Annotated in this window: 21 protein-coding genes; 5 read left to right on the top strand and 16 right to left on the bottom strand. The window is 70.4% G+C overall.

Features of this window, described 5'->3' with window-relative positions:
• Nucleotides 1–18: 18 nt before the first annotated feature.
• From M1D46_RS05205 to M1D46_RS05185, 5 genes are all read right to left on the bottom strand, one after another.
• A complete protein-coding gene (locus tag M1D46_RS05205; protein ID WP_456286831.1) occupies nt 19–414 on the bottom strand; it encodes a tautomerase family protein in 396 nt (131 codons plus the stop codon).
• An 84-nt stretch (nt 415–498) separates the two neighbouring features.
• Nucleotides 499–2679 (bottom strand): alpha-galactosidase, encoded by a 2181-nt coding sequence (locus tag M1D46_RS05200; protein ID WP_456286830.1) that lies wholly within the window; start codon nt 2677–2679, stop codon nt 499–501.
• A 14-nt stretch (nt 2680–2693) separates the two neighbouring features.
• On the bottom strand, nt 2694–4028 hold the full coding sequence (locus M1D46_RS05195; RefSeq protein ID WP_456286829.1) for an ABC transporter substrate-binding protein: 1335 nt from the start codon (nt 4026–4028) through the stop codon (nt 2694–2696).
• 20 nt (nt 4029–4048) lie between these two features.
• The gene (locus M1D46_RS05190; protein ID WP_324012557.1) at nt 4049–4966 is read right to left on the bottom strand and encodes a carbohydrate ABC transporter permease; all 918 of its coding nucleotides are present in this window, start codon (nt 4964–4966) and stop codon (nt 4049–4051) included.
• A 12-nt stretch (nt 4967–4978) separates the two neighbouring features.
• Nucleotides 4979–5914, bottom strand: a complete 936-nt coding sequence (locus tag M1D46_RS05185) for a carbohydrate ABC transporter permease (RefSeq protein WP_456286827.1) — start codon at nt 5912–5914, stop codon at nt 4979–4981.
• A 149-nt stretch (nt 5915–6063) separates the two neighbouring features.
• Here M1D46_RS05185 and M1D46_RS05180 point away from each other — a divergent pair, with 149 nt between their 5' ends.
• Together M1D46_RS05180 and M1D46_RS05175 are read left to right on the top strand one after the other, a co-directional pair.
• The gene (locus tag M1D46_RS05180; protein WP_324012560.1) at nt 6064–7305 is read left to right on the top strand and encodes a Gfo/Idh/MocA family protein; all 1242 of its coding nucleotides are present in this window, start codon (nt 6064–6066) and stop codon (nt 7303–7305) included.
• Nucleotide 7306: 1 nt separating this feature from the next.
• Complete coding sequence (locus M1D46_RS05175; protein WP_282979049.1) at nt 7307–8320, top strand: LacI family DNA-binding transcriptional regulator; 1014 nt, start codon at nt 7307–7309, stop codon at nt 8318–8320.
• A gap of 60 nt (nt 8321–8380) precedes the next feature.
• On the opposite strand, the gene M1D46_RS05170 is transcribed toward M1D46_RS05175, so the two are convergent.
• Nucleotides 8381–9838, bottom strand: coding sequence for a sugar porter family MFS transporter (locus tag M1D46_RS05170; RefSeq protein ID WP_282979050.1), 1458 nt, complete (start codon nt 9836–9838; stop codon nt 8381–8383).
• 310 nt (nt 9839–10148) lie between these two features.
• Here M1D46_RS05170 and M1D46_RS05165 point away from each other — a divergent pair, with 310 nt between their 5' ends.
• Genes M1D46_RS05165 through M1D46_RS05155 form a run of 3 tightly spaced genes read left to right on the top strand, consistent with a single transcriptional unit; the run spans nt 10149 to nt 13108 of the window.
• Nucleotides 10149–11141: a substrate-binding domain-containing protein gene (locus M1D46_RS05165; protein ID WP_456286826.1), complete on the top strand. Its 993-nt coding sequence runs from the start codon at nt 10149–10151 to the stop codon at nt 11139–11141.
• Nucleotides 11142–11195: 54 nt separating this feature from the next.
• Nucleotides 11196–12251 carry an ABC transporter permease gene (locus M1D46_RS05160; RefSeq protein WP_282979051.1) on the top strand — a complete coding sequence of 352 codons (1056 nt, stop codon included), beginning with the start codon at nt 11196–11198 and terminating at the stop codon, nt 12249–12251.
• Nucleotides 12252–12256: 5 nt separating this feature from the next.
• Entirely contained in the window at nt 12257–13108 is an 852-nt protein-coding gene (locus tag M1D46_RS05155) for an ATP-binding cassette domain-containing protein (RefSeq protein ID WP_324012566.1), read from the top strand.
• Nucleotides 13109–13171: 63 nt separating this feature from the next.
• Here the strand turns inward: M1D46_RS05155 and M1D46_RS05150 are convergent, their stop codons facing one another.
• From M1D46_RS05150 to iolC, 10 genes are all read right to left on the bottom strand, one after another.
• Complete coding sequence (locus M1D46_RS05150; RefSeq protein WP_456286825.1) at nt 13172–14173, bottom strand: Gfo/Idh/MocA family protein; 1002 nt, start codon at nt 14171–14173, stop codon at nt 13172–13174.
• Between the two features lie 11 nt (nt 14174–14184).
• Nucleotides 14185–15069, bottom strand: coding sequence for a sugar phosphate isomerase/epimerase family protein (locus M1D46_RS05145; RefSeq protein WP_456286824.1), 885 nt, complete (start codon nt 15067–15069; stop codon nt 14185–14187).
• A 3-nt stretch (nt 15070–15072) separates the two neighbouring features.
• Nucleotides 15073–15942, bottom strand: a complete 870-nt coding sequence (locus M1D46_RS05140) for a sugar phosphate isomerase/epimerase family protein (RefSeq protein ID WP_324012571.1) — start codon at nt 15940–15942, stop codon at nt 15073–15075.
• Nucleotides 15943–15960: 18 nt separating this feature from the next.
• Complete coding sequence (locus M1D46_RS05135) at nt 15961–16974, bottom strand: Gfo/Idh/MocA family protein (RefSeq protein WP_456286823.1); 1014 nt, start codon at nt 16972–16974, stop codon at nt 15961–15963.
• A gap of 19 nt (nt 16975–16993) precedes the next feature.
• On the bottom strand, nt 16994–17944 hold the full coding sequence (locus M1D46_RS05130) for a sugar phosphate isomerase/epimerase family protein (protein ID WP_271173200.1): 951 nt from the start codon (nt 17942–17944) through the stop codon (nt 16994–16996).
• 26 nt (nt 17945–17970) lie between these two features.
• Nucleotides 17971–19884 carry a 3D-(3,5/4)-trihydroxycyclohexane-1,2-dione acylhydrolase (decyclizing) gene (gene iolD, locus M1D46_RS05125; protein ID WP_456286822.1) on the bottom strand — a complete coding sequence of 638 codons (1914 nt, stop codon included), beginning with the start codon at nt 19882–19884 and terminating at the stop codon, nt 17971–17973.
• 4 nt (nt 19885–19888) lie between these two features.
• Nucleotides 19889–20779, bottom strand: a complete 891-nt coding sequence (gene iolB, locus M1D46_RS05120) for a 5-deoxy-glucuronate isomerase (RefSeq protein WP_456286821.1) — start codon at nt 20777–20779, stop codon at nt 19889–19891.
• A gap of 102 nt (nt 20780–20881) precedes the next feature.
• Entirely contained in the window at nt 20882–22405 is a 1524-nt protein-coding gene (locus M1D46_RS05115) for a CoA-acylating methylmalonate-semialdehyde dehydrogenase (protein WP_282979062.1), read from the bottom strand.
• A 24-nt stretch (nt 22406–22429) separates the two neighbouring features.
• A complete protein-coding gene (locus M1D46_RS05110) occupies nt 22430–23335 on the bottom strand; it encodes a class I fructose-bisphosphate aldolase (RefSeq protein WP_271173204.1) in 906 nt (301 codons plus the stop codon).
• Between the two features lies 1 nt (nt 23336).
• Nucleotides 23337–24281, bottom strand: a complete 945-nt coding sequence (iolC, locus tag M1D46_RS05105) for a 5-dehydro-2-deoxygluconokinase (RefSeq protein WP_282979063.1) — start codon at nt 24279–24281, stop codon at nt 23337–23339.
• Between the last annotated feature and the right edge of the window lie 126 nt (nt 24282–24407).

Genomic DNA, 24407 nt, shown 5'->3' with positions numbered 1-24407 from the left:
CGGGCGGCGGGCGCGGGGTCACGCCTGCGGGACGGCGAGCTCTCCCGTGAGGTACTGGGCGCGGCCGAAGCCGAAGCTCCAGTCCTCCGGCCCGTTCTCGACGTACCCGATGAAGACGTCGGACGGCGCGACGCCGACCGGCTCGAGCGCCGCGGCGATCGCGGCGTACAGGCGCTGCTTCTGATCGACGGAGCGACCCCGCTGCGTGAAGATCTGGATGACGACGGGGTCGGTCCGCTCGAAGCCGAGCCCGGCATCCTCCGCGACGATCGTCGACGCGGGGCGCGAGGTGATCACCTGGAACCGGTCGCGCTCGGGGATCCCGTAGACGGAGACGATGGCGTCGTGGACGGCGCCGGCCATCTCGGCGGGATTCGTGCGGGCGTCGCTGTGGTCGATGCGGACGAGGGGCATGCGGACTCCTGAGAGAGGTCGAGGACTTTGTCCTGACATTCTCTCATATGCGTCTCTGGGAAGACAACCCCTCGTCCGCCCGCCTCACTCCGCGGCGGCGTGCAGGAGCAGCGCCTGCTCGGGGCGCAGGATCGGCAGCGTCACGCCCACGGCGTCGAGGAAGCGCCCCGTCGCCGTGAGCCCCTCGTCGAACCGTCCCGGTCCCCGGTGCTGCACGAAGGGGCTCGCGCTGTCGCCCTCGGTCGTGCGCGGGAAGTCCTCCGCCGTGGGCAGGAGCGGCACGACGCGGTAGACCCGGTCGGGGTCGAGCCCCGGAAGTCGCACCCGGCCGGGCATCTCGGCGACGGGGGTCCGGTGCATGACCGCCGTGAAGAGCGCCTCCCCCCGGTCCTGCGCGACGACGCCGTGGAGCGCGAGCGCCGGCTCGACGAGGTCGGCGTTGACGCGGACCCCCGAGTGGATCAGGCCGCGGAAGCGCTTGTACAGCTCGATGCCCTTCCGCAGGACCGCTCGCTCGTGCTCGGAGGCCGCGCGGATGTCCCACTCGATCCCGAAGTGCCCGAAGAGGGCCGTGAGCACGCGGAACCCGATGTCGTGGACGCGGCCTGTCGTGTGGGAGTGCGTGGGTCCGACGTGGGCGCCGACGAGCTCGGGCGGGAGCACCGCCTGGGTCCAGCGCTGGATCGTCTGGCGCTCGAGCGCGTCGTTGCAGTCCGACGCCCAGACGCGGTCGGTGTGCGCGAGGACGCCCAGATCGATGCGCGCGCCGCCCGACGAGCACGACTCGATCTCGACACGGGGGTGAGCCTCCTTGAGCGCCGCGAACAAGCGGTAGACCGCGAGGGTCTGCGCGTGCACGGACGGGCGCCCATCGTGCCCGTGCTCGCGCAGGTCGCGATTCTGATCCCACTTGAGGTACGCGATCTCGTTCTCGCGGAGGAGGGCGTCGATGCGGTCGTAGACGTACTGCCACGCGTCGGGGTTCACGAGATCGATGACGTGCTGATGCCGCCATTCGACGGGCAGGCGCCCGCCCTCGTCGTGCGAGCGCGCGTCGGGTCCGACGATCCAGTCGGGATGCTCCCGCGCGACGTCGGAGTCGAGGTTCACCATCTCGGGCTCGACCCACAGCCCGAACTCCATGCCCCGCGACGTGACGGCCTCGATGAGCGGCGTGAGGCCATCCGGCCACAGCCCCTCGTCGACGTACCAGTCGCCGAGCCCCGCACGGTCGTCGCGGCGCCCGCGGAACCATCCGTCGTCGAGCACGAAGCGCTCGACGCCGAGCTCGGCGGCCGCCGCGGCGAGCTCGACGAGCGGCTCGATGCGGTGGTCGAAGTAGACCGCCTCCCAGGTGTTGAGCACGACCGGCCGCGGGCGACCGCCGTCGACCTCGACGTGCTGCGGACGCGCACGGAACCACCGGTGGAACCGCTCCGTCACGCCGTCGAGGCCGCGATCCGACCATGCGGCGTACAGCGCGGGCGTCTCGTAGGCCTCTCCCGGCGCGAGCACGACCTCGCCCGATCCGAGCAGCTCCGCGGCGCCGATCATCTGGCGCCCGTCGGCGAGCGCGTCGAGGAACTGCTCGTGGTCGCCCGACCAGGCGAAGTGCGCTGCCCACACGGCGCCCGAGCGGTTGCCGAAGCCCGGCGTGCCCGCCGCGACGAGCAGCGAGGAGTCGTGCCCGGTGCGGCCGTGCCGCCCCGTGCGGACCCACGTGCCACGGCGGATGGCCTGCCGCTGCGGGTGGTTCTCCCGGCACCAGCGCCCGGTGAGGTCGAGCAGCTCGCCCGCATCGGCGGGCACCGGGAGCTGGATGGCGAGCTCGTCTACCTGGTAGGGGGTCGCGCCCGTGTTCGTCACCGAGGACGCCGCCTCGAGCAGCCCGGACGGGTGCAGGCGGAGCCGCGTCGCGACCTCCAGCCCCGCGCTCGCATCTCGCTGCACGATCCGCGCGGTCTCGCCATCCGCCTCCGCCGCGACGACGCGCAGAGCCGGCGAGAAGTCCCGCCCCGGTCGCCCGTCCTCGTCGATGCGGCTCCCGCGCAGGCCCGGCCGTCCGAGCCATCCCGACGACGGCTGCGGCACGACGCCCGCGATCACGGGCACGTCGAGCGCCGAATGCGGGACGGGGTCGGTGAGCAGCTCGAGATCCGGCACGTGCGCGCCGAGGTCGGCACCCCAGTGGACGATCTCGGCCTCGCCCGAGCGGAAGGAGAGCAGCACGCTGACGCCGTCGGCGCGCAGATGGATGGGGTTCATTCGATTCGCTTTCGTCATCTGGTGTCGTCCGCCCCCTCGAAGAGGGCGTTGACGCGCTCGTTCGCCTGCGTGAGCGACGACACGTCTGCCTGCCCGGTCAGCACCGCGTCCATGGCGGGCTTCATGATGCCCTCCACCTGCGCCGCCCCGGAGGTGATGGGGAACAGGAAGGTCGTGCCCTCCGAGACGTGATCGGTGAACGCCGAGACGTCGATGCCGCGCTCCTCGAACGCCGCGACCGCCTTCTCCGTCGATGAGAGGATGGCCGGGAACACGACGCCCTGCGCGCCGACGACGTCCTGGCAGGCGGGCGAGCCGAGGTACTCGACCCACTTGCGCGACCCCTCGAGGTCGTCCGTGCCGACCCAGATCGAGTCGGCGAGGCCGTTGAACATCGATGCCCGGTGGCCCTCCGGCCCGATCGGCGTGGGGGCGATGCCGAGGTCGATCCCGTCGTACCCGGCGTACTGGCCGATCATCCACGATCCGTTGGCGTTGATCGCCGCACGGCCGGCTCCGAAGTTGTCGGGCATCGAGGCGCCGACCGTCGTCTCGAGCCGCGGCATGTACCCCTTGTCGATGAGGCCAGACCACCACGCGATCGCGCTCTGGAAGCGCTCGTCGTCGTAGTTGTAGCGGTCGCCCCACGGGTTCTCGTTCGTGTGGGTCCAGCCGGTCGTCCCGGTGAGCCAGCTCCACTCGGTCTGGCCCATGCCTGCCCCCGACGCGGTGAGGCCCAGGCCGTACACCGCGACGTGGTCCTTGTCGAAGCCGGGCTCGTCTCCGCGCACTCCGTTGCGGTCGACCGTGAGCCGCGCGATGGCCTTCTCGAGCGTGCCGCCGTCGTCGGGGTTCCAGGTGAGCTCCGCCATCTCCTCGTCGGAGAGGCCCGCCTCCTCGACCATCTCGCGGTTGTAGAAGAGGGCGATCGTGTCCCAGTCCTTCGGCACGCCGTAGCGGCTCCCGTCCTGCCCGACCCACAGATCGGCGAGGCCCTCGGCGTACTGGCCGAAGTCGAGGTCGACGTCGTCGAGAGGCACGAGCTGGTCGAACCGGAGGTAGTCGGGGTACTTCGAGAGGTGGTTGGTGAACACATCCGGCGCGTTCTCGGCGACCATGCCGTTGGTCACCTTGCTCCAGTAGTCGTCCCAGCCGAGCTGCGTGATGCGGACCGTGAGGTCGGGATTCGCCTCGTTGAAGTCCTCAGCGCACTGGCGGTAGCCCGGGAGCTGGTTGGCGTCCCACAGCCAGTAGTCGATGACCCCCTCCTCGCCGGTGATCGCGGCGCATCCGCCGAGGGCCGACGTCGAGACCGCGGCGAGCGCAGCGGCGGCAAGGACCTTCTTCATGTTCCTGCGTCCTTTCACGATCACTTCACCCCGCTGAAGCCGATGGAGTTCACGATCCGCTTCCCGAAGGCGATGAACAGGATGAGCACGGGGACGGCCGACACGAGGGTCGCGGCCATGAGGCCGGACCAGTCGGGCGCGCCCTGCGGCGACTGGGACTTGAAGGTGCCCAGACCCACCGTGAGCACGCGCGTGCTCTCGTCGGACACGAGCAGCGGCCAGAAGTACTCGTTCCACTGCCCCATGAAGGTCAGCAGGGCGAGGGTCGCGAGCGGCGCGGCCGCGTTGGGCATCACGATCTGGATGAAGATGCGCCACTGCGAGGCGCCGTCGAGCATGGCGGCCTCCTCGACCTCGCGCGACATGTTGAGGAAGAACTGGCGCATGAAGAAGATCGCGAACGGCGTCATGAACACGTAGGGCAGGATCAGGCCGAAGATCGTCCCGAGCAGCCCGAGGTTCTTCACGAGGAGGAAGTTGGGCAGCGCCGTGAAGATCGGCGGCACGAGCACCGTGGCGAGGAAGATGCCGAAGACCTTGTCGCGGTGCTTCCACTGCAGCCGGGAGAACGCATAGGCGGCCATGGAGCTGAAGAAGACGGCGCCGGCCGTGGTGAGCGTCGAGAAGAGCACCGAGTTCAGCAGGTACTGCCAGAAGTTGATCGCGGCACCCGAGCCGCCCTGCGCGAGCGCCTCCTCGGTGGACTGCATGCCGAACACGCGAGCGAAGGCGCCGAGGTTGACGTCGACGGGGAGGATGCTCGCGGAGTTGGCCGCGAGGCCGCTGTTCATCGACAGCGACGTGCGCAGCACCCAGTAGAACGGCAGGATGCTCACGGCGATGGCGATGCCGAGGCAGATCCAGCCGAGGACGAGGCCCCAGCTGACGGGCTTCCGCGCCCCGCGCCCGCGGGTCACGATGGTCGTGGTGGTGGTCATGGCCTGCTCCCCTTACGCCAGGTCGGATTCGTTGCCGCGGAGGAGCTTCATCTGCACGAAGGCGACGATGCCCAGGATGACGAAGAGGATCATCGCCAGCGCGGAGGCGTATCCGAACTCGAGCTCCGTGAACGCCTTCTGGAAGATGTAGAACTGCAGCACGCGGCTCGCGTTGACGGGGCCGCCCTGGGTCGTGACGGCGACCGTGTCGAACACCTGGAACGATCCGGTGACGGTGAGCACGAGGACGAGCGCGAGAACGGGGCGCAGGAGCGGCATCGTGATGCGCCCGAAGGTCTGAAGCGGGTTCGCGCCGTCGAGGTGCGCGGCCTCGTAGACGGTGTTCGGGATGGCCTGCAGCCCGGCGAAGATCAGGAGGGCCGTGTAGCCCATGTGGCGCCACGTGTTGATGAGCGCCTGCGTCGGGATGGCCCACTCCTGCGCGCCGAAGAACGCGACCCGCGGCAGGCCGAGCCACTCGATGACCTGGTTGACGATGCCGAGCTGGTAGTCGAGCATCCAGAACCACAGGAGAGCCGCGATCACGTTCGCCATGAGGTACGGCATGAGGAGGAGTCCGCGCACGAGCGTCGACTTCGCGACCCGATGCATGAGCAGCGCGAGGCCGAGGGCGATCGCGGTCTGCAGCACGATGTTGATGAGGACGTACTGGACCGTCACGCCGAGCGCGTTCCAGAACAGCGGGTCCTGCGCGATGCGGGCGTAGTTCTCGACGCCGACCCACCGCGGCTCGTCGAGCACGCTGTACTGCGTGAAGCTGAGGAACAGGCCCCGCACGGTCGGCACGAGGTAGAACGCGATCAGGCCGACGAGCGCCGGCGCGATGAAGAGGAGCGCGATCCGCAGGTCGCCGCGTCCTCTCCGCCTGCGGACGCCGCCGTCGCGCTGAGCGCGCCGGCGTCCGAAGACGATGGTCGTCGTGGTCATCTTCATACTCCGTTGTGATGGCGATGAGCGGTGATGACGGCGAAGTTACACGAGTCACCAATGCCGATGCAAGCACGGATTCCGTGCTGAAAGTTTCACTCCTCTGCATTCATTGACACGAGTAACCCCCTCGTGGCAGACTCGCCCGCATGACCTCTCAGGCTTTCTCCCTCGGCATCGTCGGCGCAGGGCAGTTCTCCGGGCACTTCGCGAAGCTGTTCCAGGCGCACCCGCTCATCTCCGAAGTGTGGGTGACCGACACCATCCCCGAGCGCGCGGAGGCGCTCGTCGCGCGCGAGCATCTCGCCGGCACGCTCGTCGACTTCGACGCGATGCTCGCGAGCGACCTCGACGCGGTCGCGATCTTCACGCAGCGCTGGACGCACGGGCCGCTCGTCGTGCAGGCGCTGCGCGCGGGCAAGCACGTGTACTCCGCCGTGCCGATGGCGATCAGCGAGGACGAGATCGCCGCGATCATCGACGCCGTGCGCGAGACCGGGCTCACCTACATGATGGGCGAGACGAGCTACTACAACCCCGCGACCGTCTACGCCCGCAAGCGCGCGGCGGAGGGCGCCTTCGGCCGCATCTTCTACGCGGAGGGCGACTACGTCCACGACATGGACCTCGGCTTCTACGCCGCGTACCAGTTCAGCGGCGGCGCGGAATGGAAGCGCACCGCGAGCTACCCGCCCATGCTCTACCCGACGCACTCGGTCGGCGGCGTGCTGGGCGCGATCGGCGGCCGCGCCGTCAGTGTGAGCTGCATCGGCGTGCGCGACGACCGAGGGGACGGCGTCTTCGATCGCGAGGTCAGCATGTTCGACAACGACTTCTCGAACGCCACGGCGCTGTTCGAGCTCGCCGGCGGCGGCAGCATGCGCATCAACGAGTTCCGGCGGGTCGGCTACCCGTCGCACCTGCGCGAGTCGCGCTTCCGCTACTTCGGCACGGAGGCGAGCTTCGAGCAGCTCGTCGAGACGGCCGTGTGGCAGGACAAGCAGGGCTTCTCCGACGTCACGGAGCTCCTCGAGACGAAGCCCAGCATGTCGCCCGACGACCCGTCGCTCGCCGACGTCGATCCCGCCCTGCGGGACGCCTTCATCTCGGGGCTCGCGCGCGTCCACGATGCCGAGCGGCTTCCGGTCGAGCTGCGCGGCCAGCCGACCGGGCACGAGGGCAGCCACCACTTCCTCGTCGACGACTTCGCCGTCGCCGTCGCGAACCGCACGCTGCCGCCGGTCAACGCATGGGAGGCCGCGCGGTACACGCTGCCCGGCATCGTCGCGCACCAGTCCGCGCTCCGCGGCGGGGAGCGCCTCGCCATCCGCGACTTCGGCGATGCCCCGGTCGCGGCCGACGCCCCGGATGGCCAGGTGCTCGCTCGTTAGGATGGCTGACGTGCCGCGCTCGACGTCCGCTTCTGCGAGCCGGGCGACGCGCAACGACGTCGCCCGGCTCGCGGGAGTGAGCCCCGCGGTCGTCAGCTACGTGGTGAACGGCACCAAGAAGGTGTCCCCCGACACCGAGGCGCGCGTGCGCGACGCCATCGAGAAGCTCGGCTACCGGCCCAACCCCTCGGCGCGTGCGCTCCGGCTCGGATCGACCGAGATGCTCGGGATGGTCGTGCCCACGTCGATCAATCCGTACTTCGCGCAGCTCGCGCACGAGGTCGAGCTCGCGGCGGCGCGGCGCGGCTACCTGCTTCTCACGTCGAGCTCCGACGGATCCATCGAGTCGGAGCGACGGCACCTCGAGCACCTCACGACGCGGCTCGTCGACGGCATCTTCCTGTGCAGCAACGTCTTCGAGCCCGACCTGCGCGGACTCGAGCACTCGAACATCCCCGTCGTCCTCCTCAACCACAGCGCGGGCGTGCCCGCCCGCAACTCGATCGGCGTCGACCTCGTGCAGGGCGCGCGCCTCGCGGTCGAGCACCTGGCGGGACATGGCTACGAGGAGATCGGCCTCGCGATCGGGCGCACGTCGGGCGACGAGGAGGACGGCCGCGAGATCGGATGGCGCGAGACGCTCGAGGAGCTCGGGCTCGAGCCGGGCCCCATCGCGCGCGGCGCCTTCTCGCCCGACGGCGGGTACGAGGCGATGCGGCGCCTGCTGCAGCGCGGGCGCGTGCCGCGCGCGCTCTTCGTGAGCTCCGACCAGATGGGCCGCGGCGTGCTCAAGGCCGCGCACGAGGCGGGCGTGCGCGTGCCCGAGGATCTCGCGATCGTGTCGTTCGACGGGTCCGTCGACGCCGCCTACAGCTGGCCGACGCTCACCTCCGTCGCGCAGCCGCTCACGGAGATGGCCGCCGCCGCCGTCGAGGCCCTGCTCGACCACACCGGCGAGCCCGTGCATCGCATCATGCCTCCGCACCTCGTCGTCGGCGCCTCCTGCGGCTGCTGACACCGCGAACGCCGCAGGCCCGGCGCCGTTCGCGGGGGCCGGGCCTGCGGGCGCGCGGAGTCAGCGGCGGCGTGCGGCCGACTTCGAGACGGTGTAGATCGCGCCGGTCGTGACGTCCTCCTCGAGCGCCTCGAGCGTGCGGCCTCGCGTCTCCGGCACCTGGGTGAGGACGAAGAGGAGGGCGAGCGCCCCGACCGCGGCGAAGAGGAAGAACGTGCCGGTGATGCCGACCGCCTCGACGAGCGAGAGGAAGTACAGCGACAGGACGCCGTTCACGACCCACAGCATGAAGACCGAGATGCCCATGCCGACGCCGCGCATGTGCAGCGGGAAGATCTCGGACAGGTACACCCACACCGCGATGTTGAGGAACGTCTGCATCGAGCCGACGAAGGCGACCACGAGGAAGAGGATGACCCACGGGCGCAGGGGGTTGCCGACCTCGAGCACGGTCGACGCGACGCCGATGAGCAGGTGGCACGACGTCGTGAGGGTGAGGCCGATCGCGAACGTCTTCCGACGGTCGAGCCGGTCCATCATGGCGAGGGCGATGACGCCGCCGACCACCGCGATGACGCCCGGGGCGATGTTGGCGATGAGCGCCGCGCTCTCGTCGAAGCCCGACTCGATGAGCACCGTCTGGCCGAAGTACATGATCGAGTTGATGCCGGTCAGCTGCTGGGCGACGCCGAGGCCGATGCCCACGAGGAGGATGCGCGTGAGGTTGCGGTTGCCGAGGATCGCGCGCCATCCGAGCTGGCTCTCCTGCTTCTCCTCGTCGGCGACCTTCTCGAGCTCGGCGAGCTCTGCCAGGGCGCGGTCCTCCGAGCGGACGCTCTTGAGCACCGCGAGCGCGCCCGCACGGTCGCCCTTCTCGATGAGCCAGCGGGGCGACTCTGGCATCCGCAGCATGCCGAAGAACAGCGCGATCGCCGGCAGGGCGCAGATCGCGAACATGATGCGCCACACGCCGTCGAGGTGCCCGAGGGTGTTGCCGATGATCGCGTTGACCACGAAGGCGGCCAGCTGCCCGGTCACGATCATGAGCTCGTTGCGGCCCGCGAGCGATCCGCGGATCTCGTACGGGGCGAGCTCGGCGAGGAAGACCGGCACGACCGTCGAGGCGCCACCCACGGCGAGCCCGAGGATGATGCGGCCGATGACGAGCACGGGCAGGTTGGGCGTGAAGACGACGAACAGCGTGCCCGCGAAGAAGAGCACCGCGAGCAGGATGATCGTCTTGCGACGCCCCCAGCCGTCCGAGAGCCGCCCGCAGAACATCGCGCCGATCGCGGCAGCGAAGATGAGCGAGCTGGTCGCGACGCCCTCGGTGAACGCGTTCAGGCCGAGCTCCTCGGCCATGGGGCGCAGTGCGCCGTTGATCACGCCGGTGTCGTAGCCGAAGAGCAGCCCGCCGAAGGTCGCGATGAGCGCGACCAGGCCGAGCCGCTTCCGGTGCGGTCCTCCGACGAGCGGGGGAAGGGTCGTACTCGAGCCCTCCGCGTGTGCATGTGCCATGGTGACTCCTTCGTCCGGCGAGCGACGCCTTTGTCCTTACATAATAGCGCGTCACTTTGTCCTGTCAAACGAACAAGCGGCGCCACTGCCTTCCATAACGAAAATGACACTATGTCTTGACAATCTGTTGACAAGCGCGCGATGACGGGTCACAGTGATCGCAGTGCCGACGAGGACGCCGGCCACGCACCGCGGATGGGCAGAGCGGCCCGCCCGCGCACGGCATCCTCTGCCCGCCCGCGGACCGTCCGCGGGCATCCGCGCGCCGCCCTGGGCGCGCACGGGGTCGGCCCTCCCGAAAGGACCACTCATGGCGACGATCACTCCTCGGAAGCTCCTGGGGGCGGGAGCCCTCGCGACCGTCCTCGCACTGACCGCCTGCAGCGGCGGCGGCGCGCCGCAGCAGAACACGGCCGATGACGGGTCCGGAGGAGGCGGCGGCGACTCCGGCTACGTCATCTCGATGGTCACGCACGAGACCCCGGGAGACACGTTCTGGGACAAGATCCGCGCCGGCGCCGAGCAGGCCGCGAAGGACGTCGGAGCGACGCTGCAGTACTCGAACGACCCGGCGGCCGACAAGCAGGCCCAGCTCATCCAGACCGCCATCGACTCGAACGTCGACGGCATCGCGACCACGCTCGCGACCCCCGACGCGCTTGCGGCGTCGGTGCAGGCGGCGGCCGATGCGGGCATCCCGCTCGTCGGCTTCAACTCCGGGATCGACCAGTACCAGGAGGTGGGCGCGCTCATGTACTTCGGCTCGGACGAGACGCTCGCCGGGCAGACGGCGGGAGAGCGCATCGCCGAGGCCGGCGGCGCGCATCCGCTGTGCGTCATCCAGGCCGCCGGCTCGGTGGCCCTCGAGGCGCGCTGCGCGGGCGTGAAGAGCGCCGTGCCGGGCACGGAGAACATCCAGGTGAACGGCGCCGACGACTCCGCCGTGGTGGCGAGCCTGCAGGCGAAGCTCCAGCAGGACCCGTCGATCGACTACATCGTGACGCTCGGCGCTCCCATCGCGCTGGACGCGCTGAAGGCGATGGAGCAGTCCGGCAGCGAGGCGAAGCTCATCACGTTCGACCTCAACGCCGACGCCGCGCAGGCGATCAAGGACGGCCAGATCGAGTTCTCGATCGACCAGCAGCCGTACGTGCAGGGGTACATGGCCGTCACGTCGCTCTACCTCTACCTGAAGAACGGCAACGACATCGGCGGCGGGAAGCCCGTCCTGACGGGCCCGTCGTTCGTCGACGAGTCGAACATCGACACGATCCTCCCGTTCGCCGAGAACAACACCCGCTGACCACCGCGGAGGGCGGGCCGCAGGGCCCGCCCTCCCCCACCACCAGGAGTACCCATGTCACAGGGTTTCGCTTCCTCCGCTCCGTCGGAGGCGTCGAACCGGGTGAAGCTCGGCTGGTCGCACCGCCTGCTCGCCCGTCCGGAGGTCGGCGCGGCGGTCGCCGCGGCGCTCATCTTCGTGTTCTTCCTCGCCGTCGCGCCCGCGTTCCGCTCGGCCGACGCGCTCTTCACCGTGCTCTACCAGGCCTCCACGATCGGCATCGTCGCCGTCGCGGTCGGCCTGCTCATGATCGGCGGGGAGTTCGACCTCTCCGCCGGCGTCATCGTCACGAGTGCGGGGCTCTTCAACGCGCTCTTCTCGTACTACCTCGGCATCAACCTCATCGTCGGGGCCGTCCTCTCGCTCGTGTTCTGCCTCGGCGTCGGCTTCGTCAACGGCTACCTCGTGATGCGCACGGGCATCCCGAGCTTCCTCATCACGCTCGGCTCGTTCTTCATCCTCCAGGGTGCGAACCTCGGCATCACCAAGCTCGTCACCGGCGCCGTGGCGAGCCCGAACATCTCGCGGATGGACGGCTACGACATCCTCCGGACGATCTTCGCCGGGTCGTTCCAGATCGGCGGGATCACGATCTGGAACAGCGTCCTCTACTGGATCGCGTTCGTCGCCCTCGCCGCGTGGATCCTCCAGCGCACGCGCGTCGGCAACTGGATCTACGCGGTCGGCGGGAACGCGGCCTCCGCCCGCGCCGTGGGCGTGCCCGTGGTCGCCGTCAAGATCGGCCTGTTCATGACGGTGTCGTTCCTCGGCTGGTTCGTCGGCATGCACACGCTGTTCCGGTTCAACACGCTCCAGGCGGGCAACGGCGTCGGCAACGAGTTCCTCTACATCATCGCCGCGGTGGTCGGCGGGACGCTCCTCACGGGCGGCTTCGGCAACGCCATCGGCGTGGCCATCGGCGCCTTCATCTTCGGGATGACCTCGCTCGGCATCGTGTACGCCGGATGGGACCCGAACTGGTTCCGCTCCTTCCTCGGGGCGATGCTCGTCATCGCCGTCCTCGTGAACCTCTATGTCAAGAAGCTCTCCACCGCACGGAAGGTCGGGTGACGACGATGACCGAGAGCCCCCGCGGCGGCGCGCCGCTCATCCAGATGACCGAGGTCGGCAAGAGCTACGGCGCCATCCGAGCGCTCAAGGGCATCAACCTCACCGTCAACGCCGGGGAGGTCGCGTGCGTGCTCGGCGACAACGGCGCGGGCAAGTCCACGCTCATCAAGATCATGGCCGGACTCCACCCGCACACCGAGGGCACCCTCCTCGTCGAGGGCGCCGAGCGCCGCTACGACTCCCCCCGCCAGGCGCTCGAGGACGGCATCGCGACGGTCTACCAGGACCTCGCCGTCGTGGGCCTCATGGAGGTGTGGCGCAACTTCTTCCTCGGCTCCGAGCTCGTCCGCTCGCGCTTCCCGCTCGCGAGCATGAGCATCCGCGACATGAAGGCGATCGCCGATGCCGAGCTGCGCAAGATGGGGATCGTCGTCAAGGACCTCGACCAGCCCATCAGCGAGCTCTCCGGAGGCCAGCGCCAGTGCGTCGCGATCGCCCGCGCCGTCTACTTCGGGGCCAAGGTGCTCATCCTCGACGAGCCCACCGCAGCCCTCGGCGTCAAGCAGTCCGGCGTCGTGCTCAAGTACGTCGCCGCGGCCCGCGACGCGGGCCTCGGCGTCGTCTTCATCACGCACAACCCGCACCACGCGTACCTCGTGGGCGACCACTTCGTCATCCTCAAGCTCGGCCAGGCCGTCCTCGACCGCAAGCGCGACGAGGTCACCCTCGACGAGCTCACGCGCCAGATGGCCGGCGGCGACGAGCTCGCCGAGCTCAGCCACGAGCTCAAGGAGCTCGGCGGCCGCACCGAGGCCATCCGCACCGTCGAGGAGGACACACGGCGTCGCCGACGCTGACGCGGTGCACGAAGAAGGGGCCCCATCCGCAGGCGATGCGGATCGGGCCCTTTCGTCGCGCCGTCAGACGAGGGCGTCGACGGGCTCGCTGCGCCCCGACGCGAGCGAGCGCGTCGCCGCCTCGGCGATCGCCTGCGCGCGGAGCCCGTCGCGCAGGCCGACGGGCACGGGAGCGCCCGTTTCGAGCGCCGACACGAACGCGCCGAGCGCGGCGGCGTAGGTCGGCTGCACGCGCTCGAACCATCCGGCGTGGAGGCCGTCGGACACCGCCTCAGTGCCGCGGAAGTGGGTGACCCCGCCGGCGCGCATGCGACCGGACTCGGCCATCCCCGTCGAGCCCAGCACCTCGATGCGCTCGTCGTAGCCGTAGCCCGTGTGCCGCACGCTGTCGATCTGGACGAGCGCCCCTCCGGCGAGCTTCAGCGTCGCAGCCGAGGTGTCGACGTCGCCGATCTCGGCCACGCGCGGGTCGGCGAGCGCCGACCCCGCGACGTGCACCTCGACGGGCTCGAGGCCCGTGATCCACCGCGCGAGGTCGAAGAAGTGCACCGTCTGGTCCCGCATCTGGCCGCCGGACACCCGCAGGTAGTCGAGCGGCGGCAGCGCCGGCCCGCGCGAGGTGAGCTGCACGAGCGCGACCTCGCCCACCGCGCCCTCGTCGACGAGCCGCTTGAGCTCGGCGTGGTCGCGGTCGAACCGGCGGTTGAAGTCGACCATGGCGGGGACGCCCGCCCGCTCGACGTGCGCGACGGTCTCGGCGGCGTGCACGAGGTCGAGGTCGATGGGCTTCTCGACGAGCACGGCGAGACCGGCGTCGGCGGCGCGTCGCAGGTTCTCGGCATGCGTGTCGGTCGACGAGGCGATGAAGACGGCGTCGACCAGCTCGGGATCGAAGGCCTCGGCGAGCGAGCGCGCCGCGCGGGCGCCGTGCGCCGTGGCGAGCGCTTCCGCGCGGGCGCTGTCGACGTCGTAGACGAGGCGGAAGTCGACGGCGGGATGGGCCGCGAGGCTCTGGGCGTGGACGGAGCCGATGAAGCCGGCTCCGATCAGGGCGAAGCGCTGCATGGTCTGCCTTCTCAGGACACGAGGATGTGGAGGAGCCCGCGGATGGTCGTGGCCACCTCGAGGAAGTCGTGCTCGTTCGCCTTGTCGGAGAACATCTCCGACACCCACCAGCCGTCGTACCCCGTCGACTTGATCGCATCGACCCATTCCTGCAGCGGGATGGCGCCGCCGCCGATGACGACGTTGCGGTGCACGCTCTGATCCGGCACGTCGTGCTCCCGGTCGAGGTCGAGGCCGTCGGAGATGTGCGCGGCCTTGATGAGCTCCTTCGGCGTCGCGGCGACCTCCTCGAGGGTGTCGCCCGTCGTCCAGTAGTGCCACGTGTCGAGCGCGATGCCGACGTTGTCGCGGCCGGCACGCTCGATGATCTCGAGGGAGTGCCGGTGCCGGTTGAGGTTCGACCAGGCGAGCGGCTCGAGGTAGAGGTCGAGGCCGCGGTCGGCTGCGATGGCGGCCGCCTCGCGCACGTTCGTCGCGGCCACATCGAGCGCATCGCTCTCGGGGAGCCCGAGCGTGCCGCGGTAGCGCACGTCGTCGGCCGACAGGCGTCCGGCCCGGAAGTCCTTGACGACCTCCCAGTCGACGGGGCCGGTGCACATCTGCAGGATGGGGGCGCCGACGACGACGGCGATGTCGGCCATCCGCTCGACCTCGGCGAGGAGCGCCTCGCGGCCGGCGCCGCGTCGCTCGAGATCCAGGACGGCGCCGATGCCCGACACCTCGATCCCCTCGAGGAGGGGAGGCAGGGACTCGACGGCGTAGCCCGCGTCGAGGTACCGGTAGAGCTTGGGGCTCTGCAGCTCGATCCCGCCATAGCCCGCGGCCTTCGCGATGGCGATGTCGCTCACGACGTTGCCGTAGAAGGTCGTCGTGACGTTCATCGACAGCTTGGTCATGGGTCAGGATCCGATCAGCTCGCGCAGCTTCTCGAGCTGGTAGCGCGACACCTCGTCGCGGTTCTCGTCCTCGGCGAACACGTTCGACACGATGAGCGCGTCGTCGCGGTCGAGGTAGCCGATCTCGCGGAGCGTCGTGAAGAGCTCGTCCCAGTTCACGTCGCCGTCGCCGATCTTCAGGTGCTGGTGCACGCGCACCGCGTTGCCCGGCGGGTTCGTGATGTAGCGGAGCCCGTGGGAGCGCGTGTGGTCGAACGTGTCGGCCGTGTACACGGCGCCGACGCGGTCGCCGATCTCGGGCAGGAGCGTCGTCGCGCGGTCGCCGTAGTGGAACGTGTGCGAGGCGACGTACACGAAGCCGACGGCGGAGGAGTTCAGCCCCCGCAGCACGCGCCATCCTTCGAGGCCGTCCTCGACGAAGTCATCGGGGTGCGGATCGACGTTGAGGCGGAGGCCCTCGCGCTCGATGATCGGCAGGAGCTCCTCCATCGAGGTGTAGAACGCCGCCTCGGAGTCCTCCTGACGCTCGGGGCGGCCCGAGAACTCGGTGTTGATGACGGGCACCTCGAGCTCGACGGCGAGCTGGATGATCCGGCGGAAGTTCCGCACGGCCGCCTGGCGCTGCGGCTCGTCGGGCCACGAGATGCGCTGAACCGGGAGGATGGCCGGGATCGACACGCCGGCATCCCTCGCGGCCTTCTTCAGCTTCGCCACGAGGCCGTCGTCGGCCTTCGGGTAGCGGAAGAAGGGCGAGAAGTCGGCGTGAGGCGTGAGCTGGAGGTGCGTGTAGCCCAGCCGTGCGGCGATGTCGGGGAACTCGAGCAGCGCGTGCCCGTCGTGGAACGGCGTCGGATCGAGGGCGATGCGGACCATCGTCGTGCTCCTTCGGTGTCAGGCGTAGAAGGCGGGGCGGGCGGGTGCGTCGACCGGCTGCACGCCGCCGTCGAGCGCGCGCACGCCGGCCTCGCACGCGAGCGCGACGAGGTAGCCGTCCCACGCGTTCGGGCCGTCGACGAGGCGTCCGTCGCGCACGGCGTCGACCCAGCGCTGGATCTCGTTGTCGTACGCGGTCGCGAACCGCGTCGTGAAGCTCACGTGCTCGGCGGTTGAGACACGGCCCGCCTGCCACAGCTGCAGCCCGGACGGTTGGCCGATGCGGGCGATCCCCTGCTGGAAGACGGCCTCGGTCGCCACCTGGTAGCCGAACTGCACACTGACGTTCATCTCGACGTCGACGAGCACGCCGTTCTCGAGCTCGATGAGCACGAGGATGGGCTCGCGCAGGCGCTCGGGCGAGAGGTCGTTGCGACGCGGGTACTTCACCTCGACGCTGACGATCGGCGAGCCGGCGAGCCACGGCACGACGTCGAACTCGTGCACGACCGAGTCGGTGATGAGCATCGTCTGGCTGTAGCTGTCGGGCACGCTCGGGTTGCGGTGCACGGCGCGCACCATGAGCAGCTCGCCCGCCTCGCCCGAGGCGACGAGCTCGCGCAGCCGGGCGTACTCGGGGTCGAAGCGGCGCATGAAGCCGACCTGGATGTGCGGCCGATCGAGTCGCTGCTCGAGCTCGAGCACCTGGCGCGACGTCTCGGAGTCGGGCGTGAGCGGCTTCTCGCAGAGGATCGGCAGGCCCGCGGCGAGCGCCGGCTCGAGCACGGGCAGGTGGAACTGACCCGGCGTCGCGATGAGCACGGCGTCGACGGCGTCGGCCGCGATCGCGTCCTCGATGCGGGTGAACGTCTGCGCCCCCGGCGCGTTCCCCGCGGCGGACTCGGCGCGCCCTGCGTCGGGCTCGATGATCGCCGCGACGCGGGCGCCGCTGATGCGCTGCGTGATGCGGGCGATGTGGTCGGCGCCCATGGCGCCTGCGCCCACGACGCCGATGCGGAGGTCCTGGCTCATGTCGTCTTCTCCTGGAGACTCAGTGCTGGCGCGCGAAGTGCGTGCAGCTGAAGATGTGCTGGCGGGTGCGGCTCGCGATGGGGAACGGGGTGTCGACGTCGCAGCCGTACATGTCCTGCTCCACGATCGCGAAGATGTCGGGGTCGATCGCCGCGACGGCCTCGATGATCGGGCCGAGGTCGGGCACGCCGTGCGGCGGCTCGATCATGATGCCCTGGCTGACCGCCTCGGCGAACGGCACGTCGTTCTTGAGCACGTCGAAGAGCAGCGACGTGTCGACCTGCTTGAGGTGCAGGTACCCGATGCGGTCCGGCCGCTCCTCGATGAGCTTGAGATTGTCGCCGCCGTAGTACGCGAAGTGCCCGGTATCGAGGCACAGGTTCGTGTAGCGCGGGTCGGTCTCGTCGAGGAAGCGGAGCACCTCGCGGGTCGTGCCGACGTGGCTGTCGGCGTGCGAGTGGAACTGCTGGCGGACGCCGTACTCTTCGAGGAGCGCCTTGCCGAGCCGGTCGTGCCCCGCGGCGAGCTTCGCCCACTGCTCGTCGGAGAGCGTGCGCGCCTCGAGCACCTCGCTCGTGGCGTCGCTGCGCCAGAGGTCGGGGATGACGACGATGTGCTCGGCGCCGAGTTGCGACGCGAGACCGGCGACCTTCACGGCCTGGTCCCATGCGCGCTGCCACTCGTCGTCGCTCTTGTGGAATCCCGTGAAGACCGTGCCGCCCGAGAGCCGGAGCCCTCGGCTGCCCAGCTCGTCCTCGAGCTGGTGCGGGTCGGTCGGCAGATAGCCGTAGGGGCCCAGCTCGATCCACGTGTACCCGGCCTCGACGACCTCGTCGAGGAACCGCTGCCAGGGCACCTGCTTCGGGTCGTCGGGGAACCACACGCCCCACGAGTCCGGCGCGGTGCCGATGCGCAGGCCGGCGTCGGAGCGGACGACGATGTCTGCGTCGTCGGGGATGCTGTCGGTCATGCTGTGTCTCCTGTCGATGCCCGCGCTCAGCCGATGAGCGGCTTCTGCGCCTGGACCTGCTGCTCGTACTCCGCCCTGGCCGCCTGGGTCGATGCGAGCGTCGACACCTGCGCGACCGGGACGTCCCACCATCCCGCGCCGTCGGGCGCGTAGATGTGCGGGTCGCTGTTGATGTGGATGAAGGTCGACCGGTCGGACGCCTTGGCGCGCGCGATCGCGTCGCGGAGGTCGTCGACCGCAGAGGGCGTCGGCTCGATCTCGATGACGTCCATGCCGTAGCTGCGCGCGTTCATCGCGAGGTCGACGGGGAGGACGTCCTCGCCCTGGAAGTCGCGGGCCTGCGGGTCGTAGGCCCGGTACTTCGTGCCGAAGCGCTCCGACCCGACCGTCTCGGACAGGTGGCCGATCGAGGCGTACCCGTGGTTCTGGATGAGCACGACGATGATCTTGATGCCCTCGGCGACGGCCGTCACCAGCTCGGTGTTGAGCATGAGGTACGACCCGTCGCCCACCATGACGATCACGTCGCGGTCCGAGCCGTCGGCCACGGCGCCGCGCTTGACGCCGATGCCGCCGGCGATCTCGTAGCCCATGCACGAGAAGGCGTACTCGACGTGGTACCCGAGCGGGTCGCGTACGCGCCACAGCTTGTGGAGGTCTCCCGGCAGCGACCCCGCGGCCTGGACGACGACGTCCTCGGGGGCGCTCGCCTGCTGCACGGCCCCGATGATCTCGGGCTGGCCCGGCAGCGCGAGTCCCGAGCGGGCGAACGCCGCGTCGACCGTGGCGTCCCACGCGGCCTTCTCGCGCGCGATGCGCTCCGCGTACTCGCCGGTCACACGGAGCCCCTCGAGCTCGGCGAGGAGCTCGACGAGGGCCTCGCGCGCGTCCGCGACGACCGGCAGCTGCGTGCCGTGCTTGTAGGCGTCGAACGACGCGACGTTGATGTTCACGAACGCGACGTCGGGGTTCTGGAACGCCGTGCGCGACGCCGTCGTGAAGTCGCTGTAGCGGGTGCCGATGCCGATGACGACGTCCGCCTCGGCCGCGAGGCGGTTCGCGGCGAGCGTGCCCGTGGCGCCGACGCCGCCGAGGTACTGCGGGTGGTCCCAGTTCAGCACGCCGCCGCCGGCCTGCGACGTGCCCACGGGGATGCCCGTGGCCTCGACGAGCGCGCGCAGCTGCTCCTCGGCGTCGGAGTAGAGCACGCCGCCGCCGGCGACGATGAAGGGGCGCTGCGCGCCGCGGATGGCCCGCACGGCGAGCGCGAGCGCGTCGCGATCCGGACGCGGACGGCGCACGCGCCACTCGCGGTCCTGGAGGAACGCGAGCGGCACGTCGATCGCCTCGGCCTGGACGTCCTCGGGGAGCGCGATCGTGACGGCCCCGGTCTCGGCGGGGTCGGTGAGCACGCGCATCGCGGCGAGCGCGATCGAGTACAGCTGCTCGGGGCGCTGCACGCGGTCGAAGAAGCGCGACACGGGGCGGAAGGCGTCGGTCACCTGGATGCCGATGTCGTGCGGGTGCTCGAGCTGCTGCAGCACGGGGTCGGCGACGCGCGTCGCGAACGTGTCACTCGGCAGGAGCAGAGCCGGCAGGCGGTTGGAGGTCGCGAGCGCCGCGCCGGTGAGCATGTTCGCCGCTCCGGGGCCGACCGACGCGGCCGACGCGAAGGTCGCACGGCGACGGTGCATGCGCGCGTACCCGACGGCCTGGTGCACCATGGCCTGCTCGTTCCGGGCCTGGTAGTACGGCATGAGGCCCGGCTGCTCCTCGTGGATCTGCTTGAGCGCCTGCCCCACGCCCGCGACGTTGCCGTGGCCGAAGATGCCGAACACGCCGGGGATCGTGCGCTCGCGGCGGTCGCCGTCGACCGTCCACTGGTGCGCCAGGAACTCGACGAGAGCCTGGCTCACGGTCATCCGCTTGGTGCTGCCCATGGGATCAGCCTTCCTTGTTCTCGTAGGGGAGGCGGGAGTCGAGCTCCTGCCCCTCCCAGGTCTCGCGCACCCAGGCGTGCCCGGGGTCGTCGCTGATGAGCCAGACCCTCTCGGCGTCGGGCCCGGCCATCACGTTGAGGTAGTAGAGGTCGTAGCCCGGCGCGGCGACGGCGGGGCCGTGGTAGCCGTACGGCACGAGCGCGACGTCGCCCGTGCGCACCTGCGCGTTGATGTCGATCTCGCCCGCGGGCGAGGAGTAGGTGCTGAACATGCCGAAGGAGGCCTCCGGCGTGCCCTTCGCGCCTCCGACCCGGGCGGGAGCCGTCTCGAAGTAGTAGATCTCCTCGAGGCGCGACTCGTGGCCCGGCAGGTGCTCGTCGTGCTTGTGCGGCGGGTACGACGACCAGTTCTCAGCAGGCGTGATGACCTCGCACACGATGAACCGCGCCGCGTCGAGCGCCTGGGGCGTGCCGAAGTTGTGGACCTGACGGCTCGAGGCCCCCGCGCCGCGCAGCTCGACCGGCGTGTCGGCGGCGGGGATGAGGCGCGTGGCGAAGACCCTCTCGGTCGGCGATGTCGCGACCGCCACGCGCCCCTCCCCCGACAGCACGCCCTGCTCCGCGGTCGACAGGTAGAGCACGTCCGTCGGCCCGTCGAACACGGAGCGCCGGCCCGCGAGCGCGTAGGCGGCATCCCCCGTGCGCACCTCGAACGCGCCCGCGAGCGGCACCACGAGCTTCTCGGTGCCGGGCTCGAGCGCGAGCTCGTCGCCGGCCGCGAGCTGCGCGACCCGCAGGCCCGTGTGCTCCCAGCCCTCGATCGAGCCGTCGACGACGGTCTCCCAGCCGTCGCGCGCGAGCGCGCCGCGGCGGTGGAACCAGCGCTGGTCCGTCATGTCCATCTCTCTTCTCGTCGTTCTCGGGGTCGTCTCGCGGCGTTTCGACTCGCTGGCGCTCGCTCAACGACCGGGAGCGGCTCGCTCCGCTCGCCTCGTCATCTAGTCGTTCTGGGGGAAGCCGAGGTTGATGCCGCCGTGGGTCGCGGGGTCGAGCCAGCGGCTCGTGACGGCCTTCTCGCGCGTGAAGAAGTCGAAGCCGTGCACGCCGTACGCCTTCGCGTCGCCGAACAGCGACTGCTTCCATCCGCCGAACGAGTGGTACGCGACCGGCACGGGGATCGGCACGTTGATGCCGATCATGCCGACCTGGATCTCGTTCTGGAAGCGGCGTGCCGCGCCGCCGTCGTTCGTGAAGATCGCGGTTCCGTTGCCGAACTGCCCGGAGTTGATGAGGTCGACGCCCTCCTGGAAGCTCTGCACGCGGACGACCTCGAGCACGGGCCCGAAGATCTCCTCCTGGTACGCGCGAGAGGTGGTCGGCACCTTGTCGATGAGCGTCGGGCCGAAGAAGAAGCCGTCCTCGTGCCCCTCGACGCGGAAGTCGCGCCCGTCGACGACGATCGTGGCGCCATCCTGCTCGGCGATGTCGACGTAGCCGGCGACCTTCTCGCGGTGCTGCGCGGTGATCAGCGGACCCATGTCGGGCTCGACGCCGTCGACGCCGGCGCCGTTGCCGATGCGGAGCTTCGCGATCCGCTCGGAGATCTTCGCGATGAGCTCGTCGGCCACCGGCTCGACCGCGAGCACGACCGAGATGGCCATGCACCGCTCCCCCGCCGCGCCGTAGCCGGCGTTGATCGCCTGATCGGCGACGAGGTCGAGGTCGGCGTCGGGCAGCACGAGCATGTGGTTCTTCGCGCCGCCGAGCGCCTGCACGCGCTTGCCGTGCTTCGACGCGGTCTCGTAGATGTACTGCGCGATGGGCGTCGAGCCGACGAACGACACGGACTGCACGCGCGGGTCGGTGAGGAGGCCGTCGACGGCGAGCTTGTCGCCCTGAAGGACCGTGAACACGCCGTCCGGCAGCCCGGCCTCCTTCCACAGCTGCGCGAGCCACAGCGCCGCCGAGGGGTCCTTCTCGCTCGGCTTGAGCACGACCGCGTTGCCGGCCGCGATCGCGATGGGGAAGAACCACATCGGCACCATGGCCGGGAAGTTGAACGGGCTGATCACGCCCACCACGCCGAGAGGCTGCTTGATCGAGTACACGTCGATGCCCGTCGAGGCGTTCTCGCTGAACGCGCCCTTGATGAGGTGCGGGAACCCGGTGGCGAGCTCGACGACCTCCTGGCCGCGCAGGATCTCGCCCATGGCGTCGGAGAGCACCTTGCCGTGCTCGGCCGTGATGATCGCGGCGAGCTCGCCCTTGCGCGCGTTGAGCAGCTCGCGGAACGCGAACAGCACGGTCTGCCGCTTCGCGACCGAGAACCGGCTCCACGTCTCGAAGCCGCGCTGCGCCGACGCGATCGCGGCGTCGATCTCGCTCTCGTCGGCGAGCGCCACCTCGGCGCTCACAGCGCCGGTCGCGGGGTTGTAGACGGGTGCGGTGCGCCCGCTCTGCGACGCTCGCGGTGCGCCGTCGATCCAGTGGCCGATGACCGTCGTGTCGGTGATGGTGCTCATGGGGTGTCCTTCGGATGGTCGGGGTCAGACGGACGCGGGGATGTCGCGGTGCACGAGGCGCGCGGCCGTGTCGACGGCCGCCGCGACATCGCCGTCGGGCGGGTAGAGGAGCGTGCGGCCCACGGTGAGGCCGCGCACGCCGGGCAGGGCGAGCGCGCCCTCCCAGGCGGCGAACGTCTCATCGGGGTCGGCGCCGGAGTCGCCGCCCAGCAGCAGGGTCGGCATGGTCGTGGCAGCCATGACGCGCTCCATGTCGTCGACGACGGGCAGCTTCATCCACGTGTAGGCGCTGTCGGCGCCCAGCCCCGCCGCGATCGCGACGGAGAGGATGACCGCGTCGGTCGACAGGTCGTTGACGATGCGGCCGTCGCGCCACTCGCTCATGAACGGCTCGAGCATGATCGGCAGCCGCGCGGCCGCCGCCTCGTTCACGGCGCGGGCCGTGGCCTCGAGCGTCGGCGCCGTGGCGGGATCGCCGAGGTTCACGCGGATGAGGGTCTTGGCGAAGTCGATGCCCTTCGCCGCCATCGTGGCGACGTCGTACGCGCCGTAGCGGTCGTCCATCTCGAACGCCGCACCGCGCAGGCCGCCGCGGTTCATCGACCCGACGACGACCTTGTCGTCGAGCAGCCCGAGCGCCGCGAGGTCGTCGATGATGTCCGGCGTGCCGAGCACGCCGTCGACGCCCGGCCGGCCGAGCGCGATCGCGAGACGCTCGAGGAGCTCGTAGCGGTCGGCCATGGCCGTCTGGTCGGAGCCGACCGCGAGCGCGCCGCGCGCGGGGTGGTCGGCGGCCACGATGAAGAGCCGGCCGTCTCCGCGCAGCACGTCGCGGCGACGGCGGGCGGCGAACGCGGCGCCGATCTCGTCGGGCCGGTGGGCGCGGACGTCGCGGAGCCGCTCGAAGTCGGCTGCGGAGAGTGCGGTCATGTCATGCTCCCTGGAGGGTGTTCTCGACCTCGTCGGCCGTCGGCATGGCGGTCGAGCACTCGCGGCGCGACGCGACGATCGCGCCCGCGACGTTCGCGAAGCGCAGCGTGCGCTCGATGCTCCAGCCCTCGAGAAGTCCGTGGCAGAGGGCGCCGCCGAACGCGTCGCCCGCGCCGAGGCCGTTGATGACGTCGACCGCATGGACGGGGACCTCGACGACCTCGTCGCGCGTCTTCGCGAGCACCCCGCGGGGCCCCTGCTTCACGATCGCGAGCTCGACCCCGCGCTCGAGGAGGGCGTCGGCCGCCCGCTGCGGCTCGGTCTCGCCGACCGCGACCTGGCACTCCTCGCGGTTGCCGACGGCGACGGTGACCTGGTCGAGCACCTGGCCGATCTGCTCGGTCGCGAGCGCCGGGTCCTCCCAGAACATCGGGCGGTAGTCGAGGTCGAGGATGGTGTGGGTCCGGCGCTCGCGCGCGGCGAGGGCCGCGTGGTGCGCCTCGCGGCTCGGCTCCTCGCTCAGCCCGGTCGTCGTGAACCAGAGGATGCGCGCGGCGCGGACGGCGTCGAGGTCGATCTGCGCCGCGTCGACGTTCATGTCGGGCGCCTTGGGCTCGCGGTAGAAGTACAGGGGGAAGTCGTCGGGCGGGAAGATCTCGCAGAAGGTGACGGGCGTGCTCAGCGTCGGGTCGGTCGCGACGTACCGGTTGTCGACGCCGAGGCGGGTGAGCTCGCCGAGGAGATAGCGGCCGAACGGGTCGTCGCCGACGCGCGAGACGAGGGCCGAGTCGTGGCCGTAGCGGGCGACGGCGACCGAGACGTTGGCGGCCGTCCCGCCGAGGTACTTGCCGAACGTCTCGACCTTCTCGAGGCCCACGCCGTCCTGCAGCGGGTAGATGTCGACGCCGAGGCGGCCGATCGCGAGGACGTCGGGTGAGGTGCTCATCGTCATACTCCGTTGTCGTGACTGGGCGGCTGCGCCCGCGGGTCGATCTATGTCCTGACAATATCACAAGAGCGGCGGCGTGCAACAGTCAATCCGAGGTGACAAAGGTCGAGGCGGGTAAGGTTG

It is taken from the genome of Microbacterium sp. JZ70, assembly GCF_053903225.1.
The sequence above is the reverse complement of the archived record's forward strand: the minus strand, read 5'-3'. Positions and strand labels throughout refer to the sequence as shown.

What these genes read in the sequence shown, in the direction of transcription:
- M1D46_RS05130 (WP_271173200.1), bottom strand. Translation starts at nt 17,944, where the DNA reads ATGACCGACAGCATCCCCGACGACGCAGACATCGTCGTCCGCTCCGAC.
- M1D46_RS05135 (WP_456286823.1), bottom strand. Translation starts at nt 16,974, where the DNA reads ATGAGCCAGGACCTCCGCATCGGCGTCGTGGGCGCAGGCGCCATGGGC.
- M1D46_RS05195 (WP_456286829.1), bottom strand. Translation starts at nt 4,028, where the DNA reads ATGAAGAAGGTCCTTGCCGCCGCTGCGCTCGCCGCGGTCTCGACGTCG.
- M1D46_RS05190 (WP_324012557.1), bottom strand. Translation starts at nt 4,966, where the DNA reads ATGACCACCACCACGACCATCGTGACCCGCGGGCGCGGGGCGCGGAAG.
- M1D46_RS05185 (WP_456286827.1), bottom strand. Translation starts at nt 5,914, where the DNA reads ATGACCACGACGACCATCGTCTTCGGACGCCGGCGCGCTCAGCGCGAC.
- M1D46_RS05165 (WP_456286826.1), top strand. Translation starts at nt 10,149, where the DNA reads ATGGCGACGATCACTCCTCGGAAGCTCCTGGGGGCGGGAGCCCTCGCG.
- M1D46_RS05180 (WP_324012560.1), top strand. Translation starts at nt 6,064, where the DNA reads ATGACCTCTCAGGCTTTCTCCCTCGGCATCGTCGGCGCAGGGCAGTTC.
- M1D46_RS05200 (WP_456286830.1), bottom strand. Translation starts at nt 2,679, where the DNA reads ATGAACCCCATCCATCTGCGCGCCGACGGCGTCAGCGTGCTGCTCTCC.
- M1D46_RS05170 (WP_282979050.1), bottom strand. Translation starts at nt 9,838, where the DNA reads ATGGCACATGCACACGCGGAGGGCTCGAGTACGACCCTTCCCCCGCTC.
- M1D46_RS05205 (WP_456286831.1), bottom strand. Translation starts at nt 414, where the DNA reads ATGCCCCTCGTCCGCATCGACCACAGCGACGCCCGCACGAATCCCGCC.
- M1D46_RS05140 (WP_324012571.1), bottom strand. Translation starts at nt 15,942, where the DNA reads ATGGTCCGCATCGCCCTCGATCCGACGCCGTTCCACGACGGGCACGCG.
- M1D46_RS05110 (WP_271173204.1), bottom strand. Translation starts at nt 23,335, where the DNA reads ATGACCGCACTCTCCGCAGCCGACTTCGAGCGGCTCCGCGACGTCCGC.
- M1D46_RS05175 (WP_282979049.1), top strand. Translation starts at nt 7,307, where the DNA reads ATGGCTGACGTGCCGCGCTCGACGTCCGCTTCTGCGAGCCGGGCGACG.
- iolD (WP_456286822.1), bottom strand. Translation starts at nt 19,884, where the DNA reads ATGGGCAGCACCAAGCGGATGACCGTGAGCCAGGCTCTCGTCGAGTTC.
- M1D46_RS05150 (WP_456286825.1), bottom strand. Translation starts at nt 14,173, where the DNA reads ATGCAGCGCTTCGCCCTGATCGGAGCCGGCTTCATCGGCTCCGTCCAC.
- iolC (WP_282979063.1), bottom strand. Translation starts at nt 24,281, where the DNA reads ATGAGCACCTCACCCGACGTCCTCGCGATCGGCCGCCTCGGCGTCGAC.
- M1D46_RS05145 (WP_456286824.1), bottom strand. Translation starts at nt 15,069, where the DNA reads ATGACCAAGCTGTCGATGAACGTCACGACGACCTTCTACGGCAACGTC.
- M1D46_RS05160 (WP_282979051.1), top strand. Translation starts at nt 11,196, where the DNA reads ATGTCACAGGGTTTCGCTTCCTCCGCTCCGTCGGAGGCGTCGAACCGG.
- M1D46_RS05155 (WP_324012566.1), top strand. Translation starts at nt 12,257, where the DNA reads ATGACCGAGAGCCCCCGCGGCGGCGCGCCGCTCATCCAGATGACCGAG.
- M1D46_RS05115 (WP_282979062.1), bottom strand. Translation starts at nt 22,405, where the DNA reads ATGAGCACCATCACCGACACGACGGTCATCGGCCACTGGATCGACGGC.
- iolB (WP_456286821.1), bottom strand. Translation starts at nt 20,779, where the DNA reads ATGACGGACCAGCGCTGGTTCCACCGCCGCGGCGCGCTCGCGCGCGAC.